The sequence below is a fragment of the Chryseobacterium gallinarum genome (assembly GCF_001021975.1).
GTDB lineage: Bacteria > Bacteroidota > Bacteroidia > Flavobacteriales > Weeksellaceae > Chryseobacterium > Chryseobacterium gallinarum.
In genome coordinates, this window is sequence record NZ_CP009928.1 from 498069 (window position 1) to 512803 (window position 14735).

Genomic DNA, 14735 nt, shown 5'->3' on the forward strand with positions numbered 1-14735 from the left:
TTATTAACTGTTGTTAGTCAATAATTACTTTACTTCTTCGAAGTCTGCATCCTGTACATCATCGGCACCTCCTGCATTGTTACCTCCAGGGTTCTGTGCTCCTGCTCCTTCAGCTTGCTGGCCTGCTGCATACAATTCTTCTGAAGCTGCCATCCATGCTGCATCTAAAGCTTCTGTTTTAGCTTTTACATCATCAGCATTCTTAGCTTCGAAAGCGGTTTTCAATTCTCCGTGAGCTGCTTCAATTGCTGCTTTTTTATCTGCAGAAAGTTTATCACCGAATTCTTTCAATTGTTTTTCAGTCTGGAAGATCAATCCGTCTGCTTTATTGAAGATTTCAACTTCTTCTTTTCTTTTTGCATCTGCTGCAGAGTTTTCCTGAGCTTCTTTTTTCATTCTTTCGATTTCTTCGTCAGAAAGACCTGAAGAAGCCTGGATTTTGATTGACTGCTCTTTACCGGTTCCTTTATCTTTAGCCGATACGCTCAGGATACCGTTAGCATCAATATCGAAAGTTACTTCAATCTGAGGAACTCCCCTTGGTGCCGGTGGAATATCTGTAAGATCGAATCTACCGATTTCTTTGTTGTCGTTGAACATTGGTCTTTCTCCTTGTCCTACCCTGATGCTTACAGCCGGTTGGTTATCTGAAGCAGTAGAGAATACTTCAGATTTCTTAGTTGGGATCGTAGTGTTCGCTTCAATTAATTTAGTGAATACAGAACCCATAGTTTCAATACCTAAAGAAAGTGGGGTAACGTCAAGAAGTAATACATCTTTCACATCTCCTGTTAATACACCTCCCTGAATTGCAGCTCCTACTGCTACTACTTCATCAGGATTAACTCCTTTAGAAGGCTTTTTACCGAAGAATTTTTCTACTTCTTCCTGGATGATCGGGATTCTTGTAGAACCACCTACCAGAATTACCTCATCAATATCAGAAGTTGATAAGCCTGCATCCTGAAGAGCTTTTTTACAAGGCTCCATGGATCTTCTTACAAGATCAGCAGAAAGTTGCTCGAATTTAGCTTTGGTTAAGGTCTTTACTAAGTGTTTAGGACCTGTAGCTGTAGCCGTAATATAAGGTAAGTTGATTTCTGTCTGAGGAGAAGAAGATAATTCGATTTTTGCTTTTTCAGCTGCTTCTTTCAATCTTTGAAGAGCAATAGCATCTGCTTTTAAGTCTACTCCTTCTTCAGCTTTGAATTCATCTGCCATCCAGTTAATGATCACATCATCAAAATCATCACCTCCTAAGTGGGTATCACCGTTTGTAGACAATACTTCGAATACACCGTCACCCAGATCAAGGATGGAAATATCAAAAGTACCACCCCCAAGGTCATACACTGCAATTTTTTGATCTTTATGGTTTTTATCAAGACCATATGCCAATGCTGCAGCAGTAGGCTCATTGATAATTCTTTCTACTTTAAGTCCTGCAATTTCTCCAGCCTCTTTAGTAGCTTGTCTTTGTGCATCATTGAAGTAGGCAGGAACAGTAATTACCGCTCTTGTTACCTCCTGTCCAAGATAATCTTCAGCTGTTTTCTTCATTTTCTGAAGAATCATTGCAGAAATTTCCTGTGGTGTATATTCTCTATCGTCGATTTTTACTTTTACAGTATCATTAGGACCTTTTACAACTTCGTAAGGTACTCTTGCAATCTCACTTCCATCATCTTTAAAATGAGTACCGATAAATCTTTTGATTGAGTATACAGTTTTCTTTGGATTCGTTACAGCCTGTCTTTTTGCAGGATCACCTACTTTTCTCTCACCATCTTCTGTGAAAGCTACAATAGAAGGAGTTGTTCTTTTACCTTCTGCGTTAGGGATAACAACAGGGTCTTTTCCCTCCATCACAGCAACACAAGAGTTGGTTGTTCCTAAGTCAATTCCAATTATTTTACTCATAATATTTTATATTTTTTCTATTTTTAATTTATTTTACACTCTCAATTTCTCAATATCTATACCATTCAAAGATTTGTGACAAAATGACAGTACAAAAATAAAAACCCCTGTATAGCGAGGTTTTTGGAATTATAATCAGGAAAAAACTTCTTTTTTTGAAGACCGGATGTGTCAGTTTGTTTACAGATCCCGTATGCTTTATTTGCTTTCCTTTAAAACCTGTATCAGGAAATATCCTAAATCCCTGTCTACCGGAAATATTCTGCCCGTATTGAATCCTATGGACGCTCCATTGCTGCCAAATCCTGCTCCATCCACGCCTAAGCCTGAAAAACTATAAAATTTATTAAACTGTTCAGGTTTCCATTTTACCCATATAGACATTCCCGTAATGCCTCCTTTGGTTATTTTTACTTCTTCATTTTCTTTCAATACCACTTTTACAAGCGCATTATTTTTCACTTCTCTCTTTTCTCCGTTTATTTTAAAATTTGAAGCACTGTTCTCTTTTGTAGAAGGATCCCCAAAAATATAAATCACATTTTTTTCAAGAGATCCGCTCACTTTATCTATTTCAGTTTCTTCAATAGAATAAGTATCCAATACAAGTTCAGAATCATTCTGCTGGCCTCCTTCTTTATAGCTGACAATATGATAGGCATTGGCCCCTTTCCTTTCTGCCTCTTCTGCAATGGCCGTAAACAAATGTCCGATATACGTATCCGGATAATAGGCTCTATATCGTCCTACAAAAGCTGACTGATATTCTTCCGTTTCCTTGAGCGGAATCATAAAGTCTTTCGGGCTAAGATTTTCTTTTTTACCTTTTTCTATAACCTCTACATATTGTCCGTATCCTGAAAATGATAATAACAATGTATATACTAGAATAATTTTTTTCATTTTATTTTTTTTGATTCAGATCATTTTAATAAACATCTTACCGGGAAGCTTACCAGTCTGCCTTATATTGTTTCCAATTTTCAGGGATTTTTTCCGATTTCTGGTAGACATAGCAGACATATTCTGATGGAGGAACTAAAAAATTATCGTGAAGGATATACAATTTGTCACCTTCTACCTTAGCGCTATAGGTTCCTTTAAAAACACGTCCGCCCTGATCAGCTTCCTGGGTATCAATTTTCAGTTTTCCATTTTTAAGATAAATGACGCCGCGCATCCCCGTTTTTTCCGGATCCGGTTCATCCATTGTAAAACTTAAAAATCTCATGCGTCCGTTATCATAAAATTGAATTCTCCGGTCTACATCCTTTCCGATATCTCTTATTTTACTGTAATTTTTATCAGCCATATAATAGTCTATTTTCTGATAAAAATAATCTGTATGAATATCGTTATATATTGACCGGTCGAACCTTTTACTATTTTTATATTTTTTGGTCAATACTTTTCTGCCATCTTCCAGTTTTCTCGTCTGGGCACAGGCCTGGACAAAAATGACACAACATAGTAGTAAGAAACTGTTTTTTATCATGGTATAAGTTTTATCTATTAAAAATACAAAAAAGCTCTGATTTTCAACCACATTCCAAAAACAGCTATATTACAACCATAGAAATATCCACGGTCTTTTAAAATTAATCAAAGTTTAATCTTATAAATAGGGATAGAAACTTTCTGAATTATTAATTTTGATAAAATATATACATTTAAGAATGTCATTACACTTTAATCCACGAGATATTACATGGCTGGCCTTTAATGAAAGGGTTTTACAGGAAGCCATGGATGAAAAAGTCCCTTTACATTTAAGAATACGCTTTCTCGGAATTTTTTCCAATAATCTGGATGAGTTTTTCAGGGTACGTGTTGCCGGATTAAAGCGTGCTATGGATTTTAAGGAAAAAGTAATCGCTGAGTCATTTTATCAGCCGCCTTCCAAAATCTTGCAGCGCATCAATGAAATTGTGATGAAACAACAGCTGAATTTCGATAAAACCTGGAAAAAAATCCAGGCTGAGATGGCTGACCATAAAGTATTCATTAAAAATTCCAGGAATTTATCAGCGAAGCAAAAAGACTTTGTCAGAAAATATTTTGATGAAGTAGTGGAATCCAATGTTATTCCTATTCTGCTTCATGAAAATACGCCAATGCCTTATTTAAGGGATAAAAGTCTTTATCTAGGTGTGGCCATGAGAAAAAAAGACTGGCAGTATTCCAGTAATTATGCCATTATTGAAATTCCTTCCCGCTTTGTAGGGAGGTTTGTATTACTTCCTACTGAAGATCCGGAGGAGAAAAATGTAATGCTGCTGGAAGATGTCATCACTTTTAATCTGCCACATATTTTCTCTTACTTCGGATATGATGATTTTGCAGCTAACGCTTTCAAGGTAACCAAAGATGCAGAGCTGGATCTGGACAATGATATCCGTACCAATTTTGCCGAAAAAATAGAAAAAGGCCTTAAAAACCGGAGAAAAGGAAAACCAACCCGCTTTGTATTTGATAAAGATATGGATAAAGCTCTTCTGGAGCTTCTTATCAGAAAGCTGAACCTGACTAAAAAAGACAGCATTATTCCGGGAGGGAAAATTCATAATTTCAAGCATTTTATGGATTTCCCGGAGGTTTTCGAAGCTTATGAAAGGCCTGTAGAAAGAACTTCTTTCACGCACCAGGCATTTGAACATGGGGAAAGAGTGACTGACGTTATTTTAAAGGAAGATGTACTGCTGACCTTCCCCTACCACAAATACAATCCTGTAATTGATCTTCTCCGGGAAGCTGCTATGGATCCGGATGTAAAATCCATACAAATAACAGCGTACCGCCTGGCAAGTAATTCTAAAATCATTAATGCATTGATTTATGCCGCAAGAAATGGTAAAGAAGTTACTGTCATGCTGGAACTTCAGGCAAGATTTGATGAAGAATCCAACCTCGAGTGGAAAGAAATGCTGGAACCTGAAGGAATTACGGTATTGGTAGGCCTTCCCAACAAAAAAGTACATGCCAAGCTTTGTGTTATTAAAAAGAGGGCCCACAGCAAGACCATTCAATATGGATTTGTAAGCACCGGAAATTTCAACGAAAAGACAGCAAGAATATACGGGGATCATTTGCTACTGACTTCTGACCGTGGCATTATGGCAGACATCAATAAGGTATTCAATGTCCTGAAAAAGCCAAAAGACGATTATCTTCCGGTGTTGAAAACATGCAAAAATTTATGGGTATGTCCTCAATTTATGCGTGAAAAAATTGTTCATCACATTGATAAAGAAATTGAAGAAGCCAAAGCAGGAAGAAAAGCGGAAATTATTGTCAAAGTAAATTCTTTAAGCGACAGGTCATTGATTGAAAAATTGTATGACGCTGCCAAAGCAGGAGTGGTCATCAAACTGATTGTAAGAGGAATTTATTGTGCTGTTAATCAAAAGGATTTTAAAGAAAAAATCAAAGCTATAAGTATTGTGGATGAATACCTGGAACACGCCAGAGTTATGTATTTCTATAATAAAGGATCTGAAGACATGTATATATCTTCCGCTGACTGGATGACCAGGAACCTTGATTACAGAATTGAAGCTGCCGCAAAAATTACCGATAAAAACCTTAAAAAAGAACTGAAAGACATTCTTGATATTCAGCTCAGAGATAATGTAAAGGCAAGAATTTTAGACAAAAAGCTGAGTAATGAATACATAAGAAATGATAAAAAAGAGTGTCGATCCCAAATAGAAACCTATATATATTTAAAAGCCAAAACCCACCGAAATGAAGATAGCAGCGATAGACATAGGAAGTAACGCAGCCCGGCTTCTTATTAATGAAGTAAAAATAAATAACAAAAAACCGGAATTCATTAAACTAAATCTTCTGAGAATCCCCCTGAGGCTGGGAATGGATGTTTTCACCATTGGGAAAATAGGAAGCGAAAGAGAAAAAATGGTGATCGATTCCATGAAAATATTCAGTGATCTGATGAAAATCTACAAGGTAGACCATTACAGAGCCTGTGCCACAAGTGCCATGCGGGATGCTATCAATGGAAATGACATCATTAAACAGGTTCAGGAGACTTCGGGGATCAATATAGAAATCATTTCCGGGGATGAAGAGGCTACTTTGATCTATGAAAACCATGTAGCAGAAGGACTTGACAAGGAATTTGCATACCTTTACATTGATGTGGGAGGCGGATCTACTGAACTTACTTTCTATGAGAACGGCAAAATGGTGTATGAAAAATCATTCAATATAGGAACCATCCGTTTACTGAATAACCTGGTTACAACGGATAACTGGCAAGAAATGAAAGATGAGGTCAAAAAGAATATTGTCAGTAAAAAGCCGATTGTAGCTATTGGTTCCGGAGGAAATATCAATAAAGTATTCTCTATGAGCAAAACCAAAGACGGAAAACCAATGACTCTTTCTCATCTTAAAAAAGTTTACAAAGAATTCAATGAGCTTTCAGTAGAAGAAAGAATGACCAAATACAGCCTCAGGGAGGATAGAGCTGATGTATTGGTGCATGCTCTGAGCATCTTCAATAATATCATGTCCTGGTCTGATATCAACAGGATCTTTGTTCCTAAAATTTCTGTAGCCGACGGCTTGATTCAGAATATCTACAGCCAGTTACAGCATAAAAAATAACTTTATAATTCAAGCCCGGGCAAATCTTTGTCCGGGTTTTATTCTGCGAACAAATTGCGCTTACTCCCCCATTAACCCATCAGGAAGATAGGGTCAGTATTTGAGTTTTAGTAACAAGATCTTTTATCTTTTATCTTTTATCTTTTATCTTTTATCTTTTATCTTTTATCTTTTATCAAAAAAATTACAATAATTTAAAGTAAAAACTCTTCGCCGGTCGTCATACGAGTATCAAAATACAACTATGAACTCAATCAAAATAATGATTACAGGGGCCACGGGAATGGTGGGAGAAGGTGTTTTAATGGAATGCCTTGAGAATCCCGATGTCTCTGAAATTTTAAGTATAAGCAGAAGACCTTCCGGCAAGAACCATCCCAAACTTAAGGAATACCTTGTTCCTGACTTTGCATCTATCAATATCAATGATGAAAAGCTAAAAGGGTATGATGCCTGCTTTTTCTGTGCCGGAATCAGCAGTATAGGCATGAACGAAGAAGACTATACAAAAATTACCTATGATATGACCCTGCATGTAGCAAAAGCTATGCTGAACCAAAATCCCGGAATGGTTTTCAATTATATTTCCGGGGCAGGCACAGACAGTACGGAAAGTGGAAAAATGATGTGGGCCAGGGTTAAAGGCAGAACAGAGAATGCCTTAAAAAAGATGAATTTAAGGGAGTCTACAATTTCCGGCCCGGATTTATGAAACCTGTTGACGGTCAATTGAATATAAAATGGTTTTTCAAACCTTTTATTTATCTTTTTCCTATTTTTTTACCGTCAAAATTATTAACTTTACACGAAGTAGGTAGAGCTATGATCAATGCCACACAAAAAGGATATCCTACATCTACTTTAGAAATTAGAGACATTAAAAATTTAGCGATATGAGAGATATGGTAAAAAGAATTGTTCTGGTTATTTTTGTACTCTTGCTTCTGACTGCCGTTTCAGGATTTTTCTATATGCAGAAACATCCTCTGGAAGGGAATAAGTCCGGGAAGATTTTAAATTTTTCAGGTAAACATGCTCAATAATAAACTCAAACTTTTTTATCTGTATCGTATTTTATTTTTTTCTTAAAAAGAACCTGTTTTTTAAACATTTCTTAATTCCATTAAAATAGTTGTCAAACATAAGTTCATTTTTGTATTCATCTCGTTGAAATAAAAAATGATCAACAGCTACCGGCCAAAAAGGTCTGTCATCTGCCTAGATTTTGTAAACGGTACCGGACAGTATTTCAGCAACGACAAACATGGTCCTACTCTACAGATAGGACCTCCTTTATTCCTTATCAGACGGGAAACCACAGGAGATTCTTTTCTGCACGAATCTACCCAATAAAAAAACAGGTATCCATAAATGAACACCTGTTTTAAAATATATCAGATATAATTTTTACTCTACATTGATGACTCTTTCAATTTCCGGGGCATGTTGCTTGATGGTATTTTCAACCCCCAACTTCAGGGTTGAAAAATTCAGTGAACATCCGGAACAGTTACCCAAAAGTTTTACAAAAACCTGATTATCTTTCACGTCAATAAGCTCTATATCACCTCCATCTTTATTCAAAAACGGCCTGATGCTTTCCAGAGCTTCCATTACTCTTGTTACTGTATCTTCGTGCGTTATATTTGTTTCCATATTTTTTCAGTTCAATTCGGTTTTTTTCAAAATTAATTGAAAATCTTTATTATTTTGCCTTTGGCGAGCATCCTGCCATCGTCGTAATTTTCACAGCTTCAGTAGGAGGCAGGTTTTTATTTCTTTCAACTAAGCTCTCCACCATTCTTCTGGCCGTTTCAGTATAGATTTCTTCAATCTTGGAACCTTCCTGCAATGCTGCCGGTCTTCCTACATCTCCTGCTTCCCTGATACTCTGGATCAAAGGAATCTCTCCCAGTACCGGAATTCCTAAATCTTCCGCCAGATATTGTGCGCCCTGATTCCCGAAGATATAATATTTATTTTCAGGGAGTTCTTCCGGAGTAAAATACGCCATATTTTCTATTAATCCAAGCACCGGAATATTAATGCTTTCCATCTGGAACATCGCGATACCTTTTCTTACATCTGCCAGGGCAACATGCTGAGGGGTACTTACAATCACCGCTCCTGTTACAGGAACTTCCTGAATAATAGACAAATGAATATCTCCCGTTCCCGGAGGAAGGTCTATTAATAAGAAATCCAATTCTCCCCAGGCTGCATCTCTGATCATCTGGTTCAAAGCTTTTGAAGCCATAGGACCTCTCCAGACTACCGCCTGATTGGCCCCGGAAAAATATCCTATTGAAAGCATTTTCACACCATAATTTTCGATAGGCTTCATTAAATTTTTCCCATTCACTTCTACAGAAATTGGTTTTTCTCCTTCTGTATCGAACATGGTAGGAACAGATGGCCCATAAATATCGGCATCCAGTAATCCTACTTTAAAACCCATTTTAGCCAATGTCACTGCCATATTTGCAGAAACCGTAGATTTACCTACCCCTCCTTTTCCGGAAGCTATGGCAATAATATTCTGAATTCCGGGAATTTGTTTCCCTTTAATCTGACTTTGCTGAATTTCGCTAGGTTCCGGAGAAACGATTTTAAGTTTTAAATGAACATTTTCTCCAAACTCACTGGCAAAAGCCTGTTTCATTGCTGCCTCCAGCTTTTTCTTTTCGTGCATAGCAGGCGAATGAGCTGTCATGTCAATATATACATCATTGCCCATGATCTGAAGATTATTCACCAAGTCGTCTACTTCTATTTCTTTAAGGAAATTCTGAACCTTTTCTTTCGTCAACATACTAAATATAAATTGTTCACAAATTTACGGATTTTTTTAATAATTTAGAATCAATAAAATCTATAACCTCAGGTGATAAATCAGATCATTAAAAATTTTGTTTATCCTGTTTTTTCATCATGAGGAATCGCCCATCACCAAAACAAAATCTATGAAAACTACTGCTTACCCATCTAAATATGCATTGCCAAAAGAAATATTCACTGTAGGGAAGACCAGATTCAAATGGTATGATCTGGCTCAAGATCCCGCTGAAGTTTCTTCACAAGACATTCAAAATGCTAAAATGTGTATTGAAAACGCCAATGAAAACTTTCAGAATATTGAAGATCTTGGATTCGTCATTATGCATAGATGTGGTGAAAACTACCTTCTGTTAATCTGTACCTGGCGAAGTGAAAATGAATTATGGGAAAGTGTTTATTATGACGGAACCGGAAAATTCGAGATCTGGGACAGAAATAAAACCCACCTCCCTACGTACTGCGTTTGGGAAATGGGCATTGTTTACCATGAATCTCAGGCATGGAAAAAATACCTGGGAACTACAAGGCAGGAGAATCATAAGGTGGAATATCTTAATGACTTGTTTGAGGGTGAAGTGTAGAAGTAAGGAAGTCGGAAGTTATGTTCAACCTTTCAATTAACCAGATGACTATAAAAATGCTACATAATTTGCATTATATTTTTTAAACGCAAAGCTTTTATTTAGATTATGTATTATTTGTAAGGGAGCTGAGACAACGACTTTGTCGCTGATGAAGCTATGTCGTCATGCGCTCGCTTGGAAAGAATCAATGAAGTTGATTCCACTCTTTGCTTCCTCAAAATATTACAGTTATACTGTAAGATCTTTGCGTCAAATTTAATAAACATAATTATCATAAATTACCTTCCTCTGATTACTCTTATTAAGCGTTTACAATTAATCATGATTTCCATCTTTTCATATTAATTCGCTCTGTTCTTTTCATCAAAATTGACATTGCGATTCGTTCCTTTTACCTTTTTATTCCCGAATGAATAAGTTGCAGATACAGTAAGCCTTCTCGCATCGTAATAATTATTAAAATAGTGAGAGCCGGTAGTATAAAATATTTCCCCTTTACTTCTTGATTGCTTAAAGATATCCGACACAATGACATTAACCTGGAGATTTTTATCCATCAGACTCATCTTTACTCCTGCTGTAAAATTTCCTACAAAATCCCAACGAATATTTCCTGAATTAGAAGGTAGGCGGAACCAGTAATTGGCAATAAGCTGAACCGTTTTCTTTTCATTAAGTGAGATATTATTCTGAATGTCAAAATCATATCCATATCCTTTTTTAGAAGAAGCATCAGTAGTAAAAACTCTCATATCCATATAAGATAAATCTGCAGAGTAATTAGCTTCCCAACGTTTAAAAAAGGTGTCTGAATAATTTATGGTTGCACCTATACTGTTTTGATTGTAATAATTAAAAAAAGTACTTGTTCTGCTTTCTCCGGATAAACTAGCCAGCTGCCCAAAACCATCCAATGTTCTCTGGAAATACAATGTAGTGGATAATTTCCCTTTATACACATGGGAAAATTCAAAATTATGGTTGATAGAAGGCTGCAAAAAAGGATTCCCTGTAAAATAAGAGTTTACATTAATATACCAGCGATAAGGATTGATTGCACGAAATCCGGGTCTGTTGATCCTTTTGGAATAATTGAGGCTGAAAGTATTGCTTTCATTACTTTTGTACATCACATAAGCGATTGGGAAAAATTTCCCGTAGGAACTTTCCGATTGCTGTCCGGAAGTCAGGGAATTTCCGTTGACTGTAGAATATTCATAGCGAAGTCCTGCTTTTGCTGACCATTTTTCATTAAATGATTTTTCGAGACTGAAATAAGCAGCATAATTTTTTTCATTGTACTTAAACTCATTACTCTTCAAAGCATCGGTCACATAGTTTCCATTTTCAAGATTCTGATAAAAAATACTGGAATTATTATCAAAATTAGTAAACTTTACCCCCGCTTCAGTCTTTGCAAACTCATAAGGAAAGGTAAGATCTGCCTGTCCTGAATAAATTTTATAATCTACTACCGATGGTGATCGTACAATAAATTCATCTCCGGAATTTTCTATAGTTGTAAAATCAATAGTGGTCTTGGGAAGATTTGAAAAATAATTTCCTGTAATACTTAATTTATTATCCTGTTTTCCAAATGTAATGTCATAATAAGCACTGATGGTCTGCTGGATTGATTTTCCTCTGTGTTCTGCATCAGTAAACAAAGTATTGGTATACTGATCATGCTGAAAATAATCCGAAGTATTTTCAATATCCATATTGGAATGTCCGAATCCATAATCATAGATAAAACCTGCATTGGATTTCTTTCCTAACTGATAATCAACGCTCAGATTCGCTCCAAGGCCGTCTCCAAAATCCCTTCTGTCATCATGACTTTTAAGTCCCTCTATTCCTGTCATCCTATAATTTTCAAAAGAATGCTTTTCATATTTACTTTGTCTTAATTTCAAAGAAGAACGCAGTTTTTCATTCTGATAATTGATGGTAGCACTATTAGAAAACCCGGAATAGGTCTGCTGCTGAAAACTGGTAGTAAGACTTCCGTTCCAACCCAAATTTTGATTTTTCTTCAGAATAATATTAATAAGGCCGCTGTTTCCCTGAGCCTCGTATTTTGAAGGTGGAGTAGTAATCACTTCAATTTTTTCAATATTTTCGGATCTTAAACTCTTGAGATAAGTAACAAGTTCTGTTGAGGAAAGGTTTAATACCCTGTCATTGATCATCACTGATACTCCACTTTTTCCTGCAATAGAAACTCCGGCATTTTCATCTACTTTCACTAATGGTGTTGTAGCAAGCGCATCTGCACCATCCATTCCCTGAGAAGCTACAGAATTGGAAACATTAAAAACCAGCCTGTCTGCCTTTCTTTCAATCAGTTTTTTTCTGGCCGTGAGGGTTACTCCTTCAATTTGCTTTTCCTTTTTCTCTTCAATAAAAAAATCCTGTTTCACGTCACCTTGTATAGCAATGTCCATAACAGAAACTTCAGTTCCGTCCTGTATCAGTTTAATATTATAATTCCCGTTCTCGGAAAGCTTCATTGAGTAATTTCCTTGTTCATCAGAAATGGCAGTCTGCTTTTTCTGATCCTTTACAGCGATCACTTCAACATAGGAAACAGCCTTCCCGGTCTGAGTAATTTTCCCTGTGATCGTTTGAGAAAAAAGTGCTGCCGGTAACAGAATAACTGCTGAAAGTAAAATCTTCTTCATGTAGTTTGATAATCATAGTTTTATATAAGACAAGTGGTAAATGGTTTTTATTACAAGAAGAGCAAGGAAAATGGAGGCTGGAAGATGGGAGTTATTGAAGCCGACAGGCAAATAATATTTTTTTAACCAGATTTTACCAACCTTGCAATTAATTACAATCCACAGACTGTAAGCTATGCATAACCCAACACTACTTCCAGCCTCCCTCTCCCGGCTTCCAGTCCAATAAAGAAAAACTATATTTAAACTTATCAGTTAAATACAATCTACTCACTACCATTTCTCCATAACCCAACAGTACTTCCAGCTTCCTTCTTCCGGCTTCCAGCCTCACCATTTCAATTTCACACCCTTTCATTTCCTATTTGGTACTGTACTTGATTTACTCATCCATTATAATATAAAACATGAAAAAAGGACTGCTTGCATTGTCTTTACTGCTTATCCAGATTCTGAATGCTCAACATCATTCTCAACCTGCGGATTCTTTGAAAGGAACCGAAATTCTGACACCTACTTCTCAGGAGGCCGTTGCTTCCCCAATCATTAAAGCAGACAGAATTTTTGATTTTTCTACCAAAGTTGAGATCACTTCACAGAACCCAGGTGACAAAATCTATTATATGACTTTGGATGCAGGTGATGTCAATAAAAAAAAGAAATTTACAGCCTACAAAAAGCCTTTCATCATTAGCAGAACGACACAGATTCAAGCTTATACAGAAAGGAAAAGAAAAAAAAGCTCAATAGCAACAGCTAATTTCAACAGAAGACCCAATTATTGGGAGATCACTACCCTTTCAAAAGTTACTCCTCAATATGCAGCTACCGGAAAATTTGCATTAATCGACGGAATAAGAGGTGATTTAGATTGGAAAAAAGGAGAATGGCAGGGATATCTGGGGCAGAATTTTGAAGCGGTAATTGACTTTCAGTCCCCTTTGCAAATCACTCAAATTACGTCTACTTATCTTCAGGATAGCAAAGCCTTGATCCTGATGCCTAAAAAAGTGGAATATTATGCTTCTATGAACGGAAAAGATTTCTTTCTATTAGATAAAATCGACAATAATCTTGATCCTAAAGATGAAAAAGTACAGACCAAGGATTTTACCACTGAAATTCTTCCTACCGAAGCAAGGTATCTTAAAGTAAAGGCTTATTATTTCGGAAAACATCCGGGATGGCATCAGAAAACCGGTGGTGAAACCTTTATTTTTGTGGATGAAATTTGTGTCAGATAAAAAGTAAATCATTGATTATAAAAAAATTTGCAAAGACACTTCGCTCAGCAAAAATAGTATCATAGCTAAGTAAAATGCCTTTGCGAACAAGAATATTAGTACAATAAAATTTCTTAAATCATTCTTTCTGCCCATTGCAGGACTTCCGGAAGTTCTTTATCTGAAAATTCGATATGGATCACTCTTCTTTTTTTTCCATTGGTTGTTCTGTTTGAACCATGTAATGTAAGAGGTTTCATAAGCATTACCCCTCCTTTTTCTACTTTACAGATTTCTTCAGTCTCTACCGTCCAGTCTATTGTTTCGGGTCTGTAAATTCCTTTAGCATGAGATTCTGGAACCACTTTTAAAGCTCCGTTATTTTCATCTGTCTCATCCAGATGGATTCTGATCGTATAGATGTTTTCTAAAATATCTAATGGCGGTTGTACAGCAAATTGATTCTGCTTCGTAGTCCAGGGGCCAAAACCGGATAATTCAAATTTTTTATCTACAGAAATCGTCAGATCCTGATGATAGGCAACATACCAGTTAGAGGTTTCCGGCTTATCAAAATAGATACTTTTTACTACAAAATACCGGTTACCAAAGATCTCTCTAATGATTGTTTTAATATTATCATTGAAGATGAGGTTTTTAATTTCCGGAACTTCTTTTAAAAACTGTCTGATTGCAAATAGATCTTCAGACTTCCTGAAATTTTCTTTTGAAGTATCGATGTTGTCCAGAACATGGATAATCTGAGCAACTTCTTCCTCAGAAAACACTGCATTAATAACTGAAAAGCCATATTTTTCAATATGGCTTTTGTATGATGATAAGTCTGTTAAACTCAT

The 14735-nt window shown here is 36.3% G+C and carries 15 protein-coding genes; 7 read left to right on the top strand and 8 right to left on the bottom strand.

Annotation, left to right across the window (positions count from 1 at the left end):
• Positions 1 to 24 precede the first annotated feature (24 nt).
• From dnaK to OK18_RS02305, 3 genes are all read right to left on the bottom strand, one after another.
• Positions 25 to 1920 (bottom strand): molecular chaperone DnaK, encoded by a 1896-nt coding sequence (gene dnaK, locus OK18_RS02295; protein WP_053326960.1) that lies wholly within the window; start codon positions 1918 to 1920, stop codon positions 25 to 27.
• A 198-nt stretch (positions 1921 to 2118) separates the two neighbouring features.
• Complete coding sequence (locus OK18_RS02300; RefSeq protein WP_053326961.1) at positions 2119 to 2823, bottom strand: hypothetical protein; 705 nt, start codon at positions 2821 to 2823, stop codon at positions 2119 to 2121.
• Between the two features lie 49 nt (positions 2824 to 2872).
• Positions 2873 to 3415 carry a hypothetical protein gene (locus OK18_RS02305; protein ID WP_053329271.1) on the bottom strand — a complete coding sequence of 181 codons (543 nt, stop codon included), beginning with the start codon at positions 3413 to 3415 and terminating at the stop codon, positions 2873 to 2875.
• A gap of 181 nt (positions 3416 to 3596) precedes the next feature.
• Between OK18_RS02305 and ppk1 the strand changes: the two genes are divergently transcribed.
• From ppk1 to OK18_RS21040, 5 genes are all read left to right on the top strand, one after another.
• Positions 3597 to 5696 (top strand): polyphosphate kinase 1, encoded by a 2100-nt coding sequence (ppk1, locus tag OK18_RS02310; protein ID WP_053326962.1) that lies wholly within the window; start codon positions 3597 to 3599, stop codon positions 5694 to 5696.
• Positions 5665 to 6549, top strand: a complete 885-nt coding sequence (locus OK18_RS02315; protein ID WP_050020008.1) for a Ppx/GppA phosphatase family protein — start codon at positions 5665 to 5667, stop codon at positions 6547 to 6549. Before ppk1 ends, OK18_RS02315 begins: the two co-directional genes overlap by 32 nt.
• A 244-nt stretch (positions 6550 to 6793) precedes the next feature.
• On the top strand, positions 6794 to 7261 hold the full coding sequence (locus tag OK18_RS02320; protein ID WP_316932803.1) for an NAD-dependent epimerase/dehydratase family protein: 468 nt from the start codon (positions 6794 to 6796) through the stop codon (positions 7259 to 7261).
• 181 nt (positions 7262 to 7442) lie between these two features.
• Complete coding sequence (locus tag OK18_RS21035) at positions 7443 to 7592, top strand: hypothetical protein (protein ID WP_156173207.1); 150 nt, start codon at positions 7443 to 7445, stop codon at positions 7590 to 7592.
• A 136-nt stretch (positions 7593 to 7728) separates the two neighbouring features.
• Positions 7729 to 7902, top strand: a complete 174-nt coding sequence (locus OK18_RS21040) for a hypothetical protein (RefSeq protein ID WP_156173209.1) — start codon at positions 7729 to 7731, stop codon at positions 7900 to 7902.
• 54 nt (positions 7903 to 7956) lie between these two features.
• Here the strand turns inward: OK18_RS21040 and OK18_RS02325 are convergent, their stop codons facing one another.
• Both OK18_RS02325 and OK18_RS02330 read right to left on the bottom strand, forming a co-directional pair.
• Entirely contained in the window at positions 7957 to 8205 is a 249-nt protein-coding gene (locus OK18_RS02325; RefSeq protein WP_050020005.1) for a NifU family protein, read from the bottom strand.
• 49 nt (positions 8206 to 8254) lie between these two features.
• On the bottom strand, positions 8255 to 9361 hold the full coding sequence (locus tag OK18_RS02330) for an Mrp/NBP35 family ATP-binding protein (RefSeq protein WP_053326963.1): 1107 nt from the start codon (positions 9359 to 9361) through the stop codon (positions 8255 to 8257).
• 151 nt (positions 9362 to 9512) lie between these two features.
• On the opposite strand from OK18_RS02330, the gene OK18_RS02335 reads away from it, so the two are divergent.
• Positions 9513 to 9968: a hypothetical protein gene (locus OK18_RS02335; RefSeq protein ID WP_050020452.1), complete on the top strand. Its 456-nt coding sequence runs from the start codon at positions 9513 to 9515 to the stop codon at positions 9966 to 9968.
• Between the two features lie 344 nt (positions 9969 to 10312).
• Here the strand turns inward: OK18_RS02335 and OK18_RS02340 are convergent, their stop codons facing one another.
• On the bottom strand, positions 10313 to 12655 hold the full coding sequence (locus OK18_RS02340) for an outer membrane beta-barrel family protein (RefSeq protein WP_053326964.1): 2343 nt from the start codon (positions 12653 to 12655) through the stop codon (positions 10313 to 10315).
• 190 nt (positions 12656 to 12845) lie between these two features.
• Positions 12846 to 13013: a hypothetical protein gene (locus OK18_RS21045; RefSeq protein WP_156173211.1), complete on the bottom strand. Its 168-nt coding sequence runs from the start codon at positions 13011 to 13013 to the stop codon at positions 12846 to 12848.
• 49 nt (positions 13014 to 13062) lie between these two features.
• Between OK18_RS21045 and OK18_RS02345 the strand changes: the two genes are divergently transcribed.
• Positions 13063 to 13899, top strand: coding sequence for a discoidin domain-containing protein (locus OK18_RS02345; protein WP_053326965.1), 837 nt, complete (start codon positions 13063 to 13065; stop codon positions 13897 to 13899).
• 113 nt (positions 13900 to 14012) lie between these two features.
• On the opposite strand, the gene OK18_RS02350 is transcribed toward OK18_RS02345, so the two are convergent.
• On the bottom strand, positions 14013 to 14735 hold the full coding sequence (locus tag OK18_RS02350; RefSeq protein ID WP_053326966.1) for a phytanoyl-CoA dioxygenase family protein: 723 nt from the start codon (positions 14733 to 14735) through the stop codon (positions 14013 to 14015).

Coding starts and splice junctions, on each gene's coding strand:
- dnaK (WP_053326960.1), bottom strand. CDS start 1,920: ATGAGTAAAATAATTGGAATTGACTTAGGAACAACCAACTCTTGTGTT.
- OK18_RS02300 (WP_053326961.1), bottom strand. CDS start 2,823: ATGAAAAAAATTATTCTAGTATATACATTGTTATTATCATTTTCAGGA.
- OK18_RS02305 (WP_053329271.1), bottom strand. CDS start 3,415: ATGATAAAAAACAGTTTCTTACTACTATGTTGTGTCATTTTTGTCCAG.
- ppk1 (WP_053326962.1), top strand. CDS start 3,597: ATGTCATTACACTTTAATCCACGAGATATTACATGGCTGGCCTTTAAT.
- OK18_RS02315 (WP_050020008.1), top strand. CDS start 5,665: ATGAAGATAGCAGCGATAGACATAGGAAGTAACGCAGCCCGGCTTCTT.
- OK18_RS02320 (WP_316932803.1), top strand. CDS start 6,794: ATGAACTCAATCAAAATAATGATTACAGGGGCCACGGGAATGGTGGGA.
- OK18_RS21035 (WP_156173207.1), top strand. CDS start 7,443: ATGAGAGATATGGTAAAAAGAATTGTTCTGGTTATTTTTGTACTCTTG.
- OK18_RS21040 (WP_156173209.1), top strand. CDS start 7,729: ATGATCAACAGCTACCGGCCAAAAAGGTCTGTCATCTGCCTAGATTTT.
- OK18_RS02325 (WP_050020005.1), bottom strand. CDS start 8,205: ATGGAAACAAATATAACGCACGAAGATACAGTAACAAGAGTAATGGAA.
- OK18_RS02330 (WP_053326963.1), bottom strand. CDS start 9,361: ATGTTGACGAAAGAAAAGGTTCAGAATTTCCTTAAAGAAATAGAAGTA.
- OK18_RS02335 (WP_050020452.1), top strand. CDS start 9,513: ATGAAAACTACTGCTTACCCATCTAAATATGCATTGCCAAAAGAAATA.
- OK18_RS02340 (WP_053326964.1), bottom strand. CDS start 12,655: ATGAAGAAGATTTTACTTTCAGCAGTTATTCTGTTACCGGCAGCACTT.
- OK18_RS21045 (WP_156173211.1), bottom strand. CDS start 13,013: ATGAAAGGGTGTGAAATTGAAATGGTGAGGCTGGAAGCCGGAAGAAGG.
- OK18_RS02345 (WP_053326965.1), top strand. CDS start 13,063: ATGAAAAAAGGACTGCTTGCATTGTCTTTACTGCTTATCCAGATTCTG.
- OK18_RS02350 (WP_053326966.1), bottom strand. CDS start 14,735: ATGAGTTTAACAGACTTATCATCATACAAAAGCCATATTGAAAAATAT.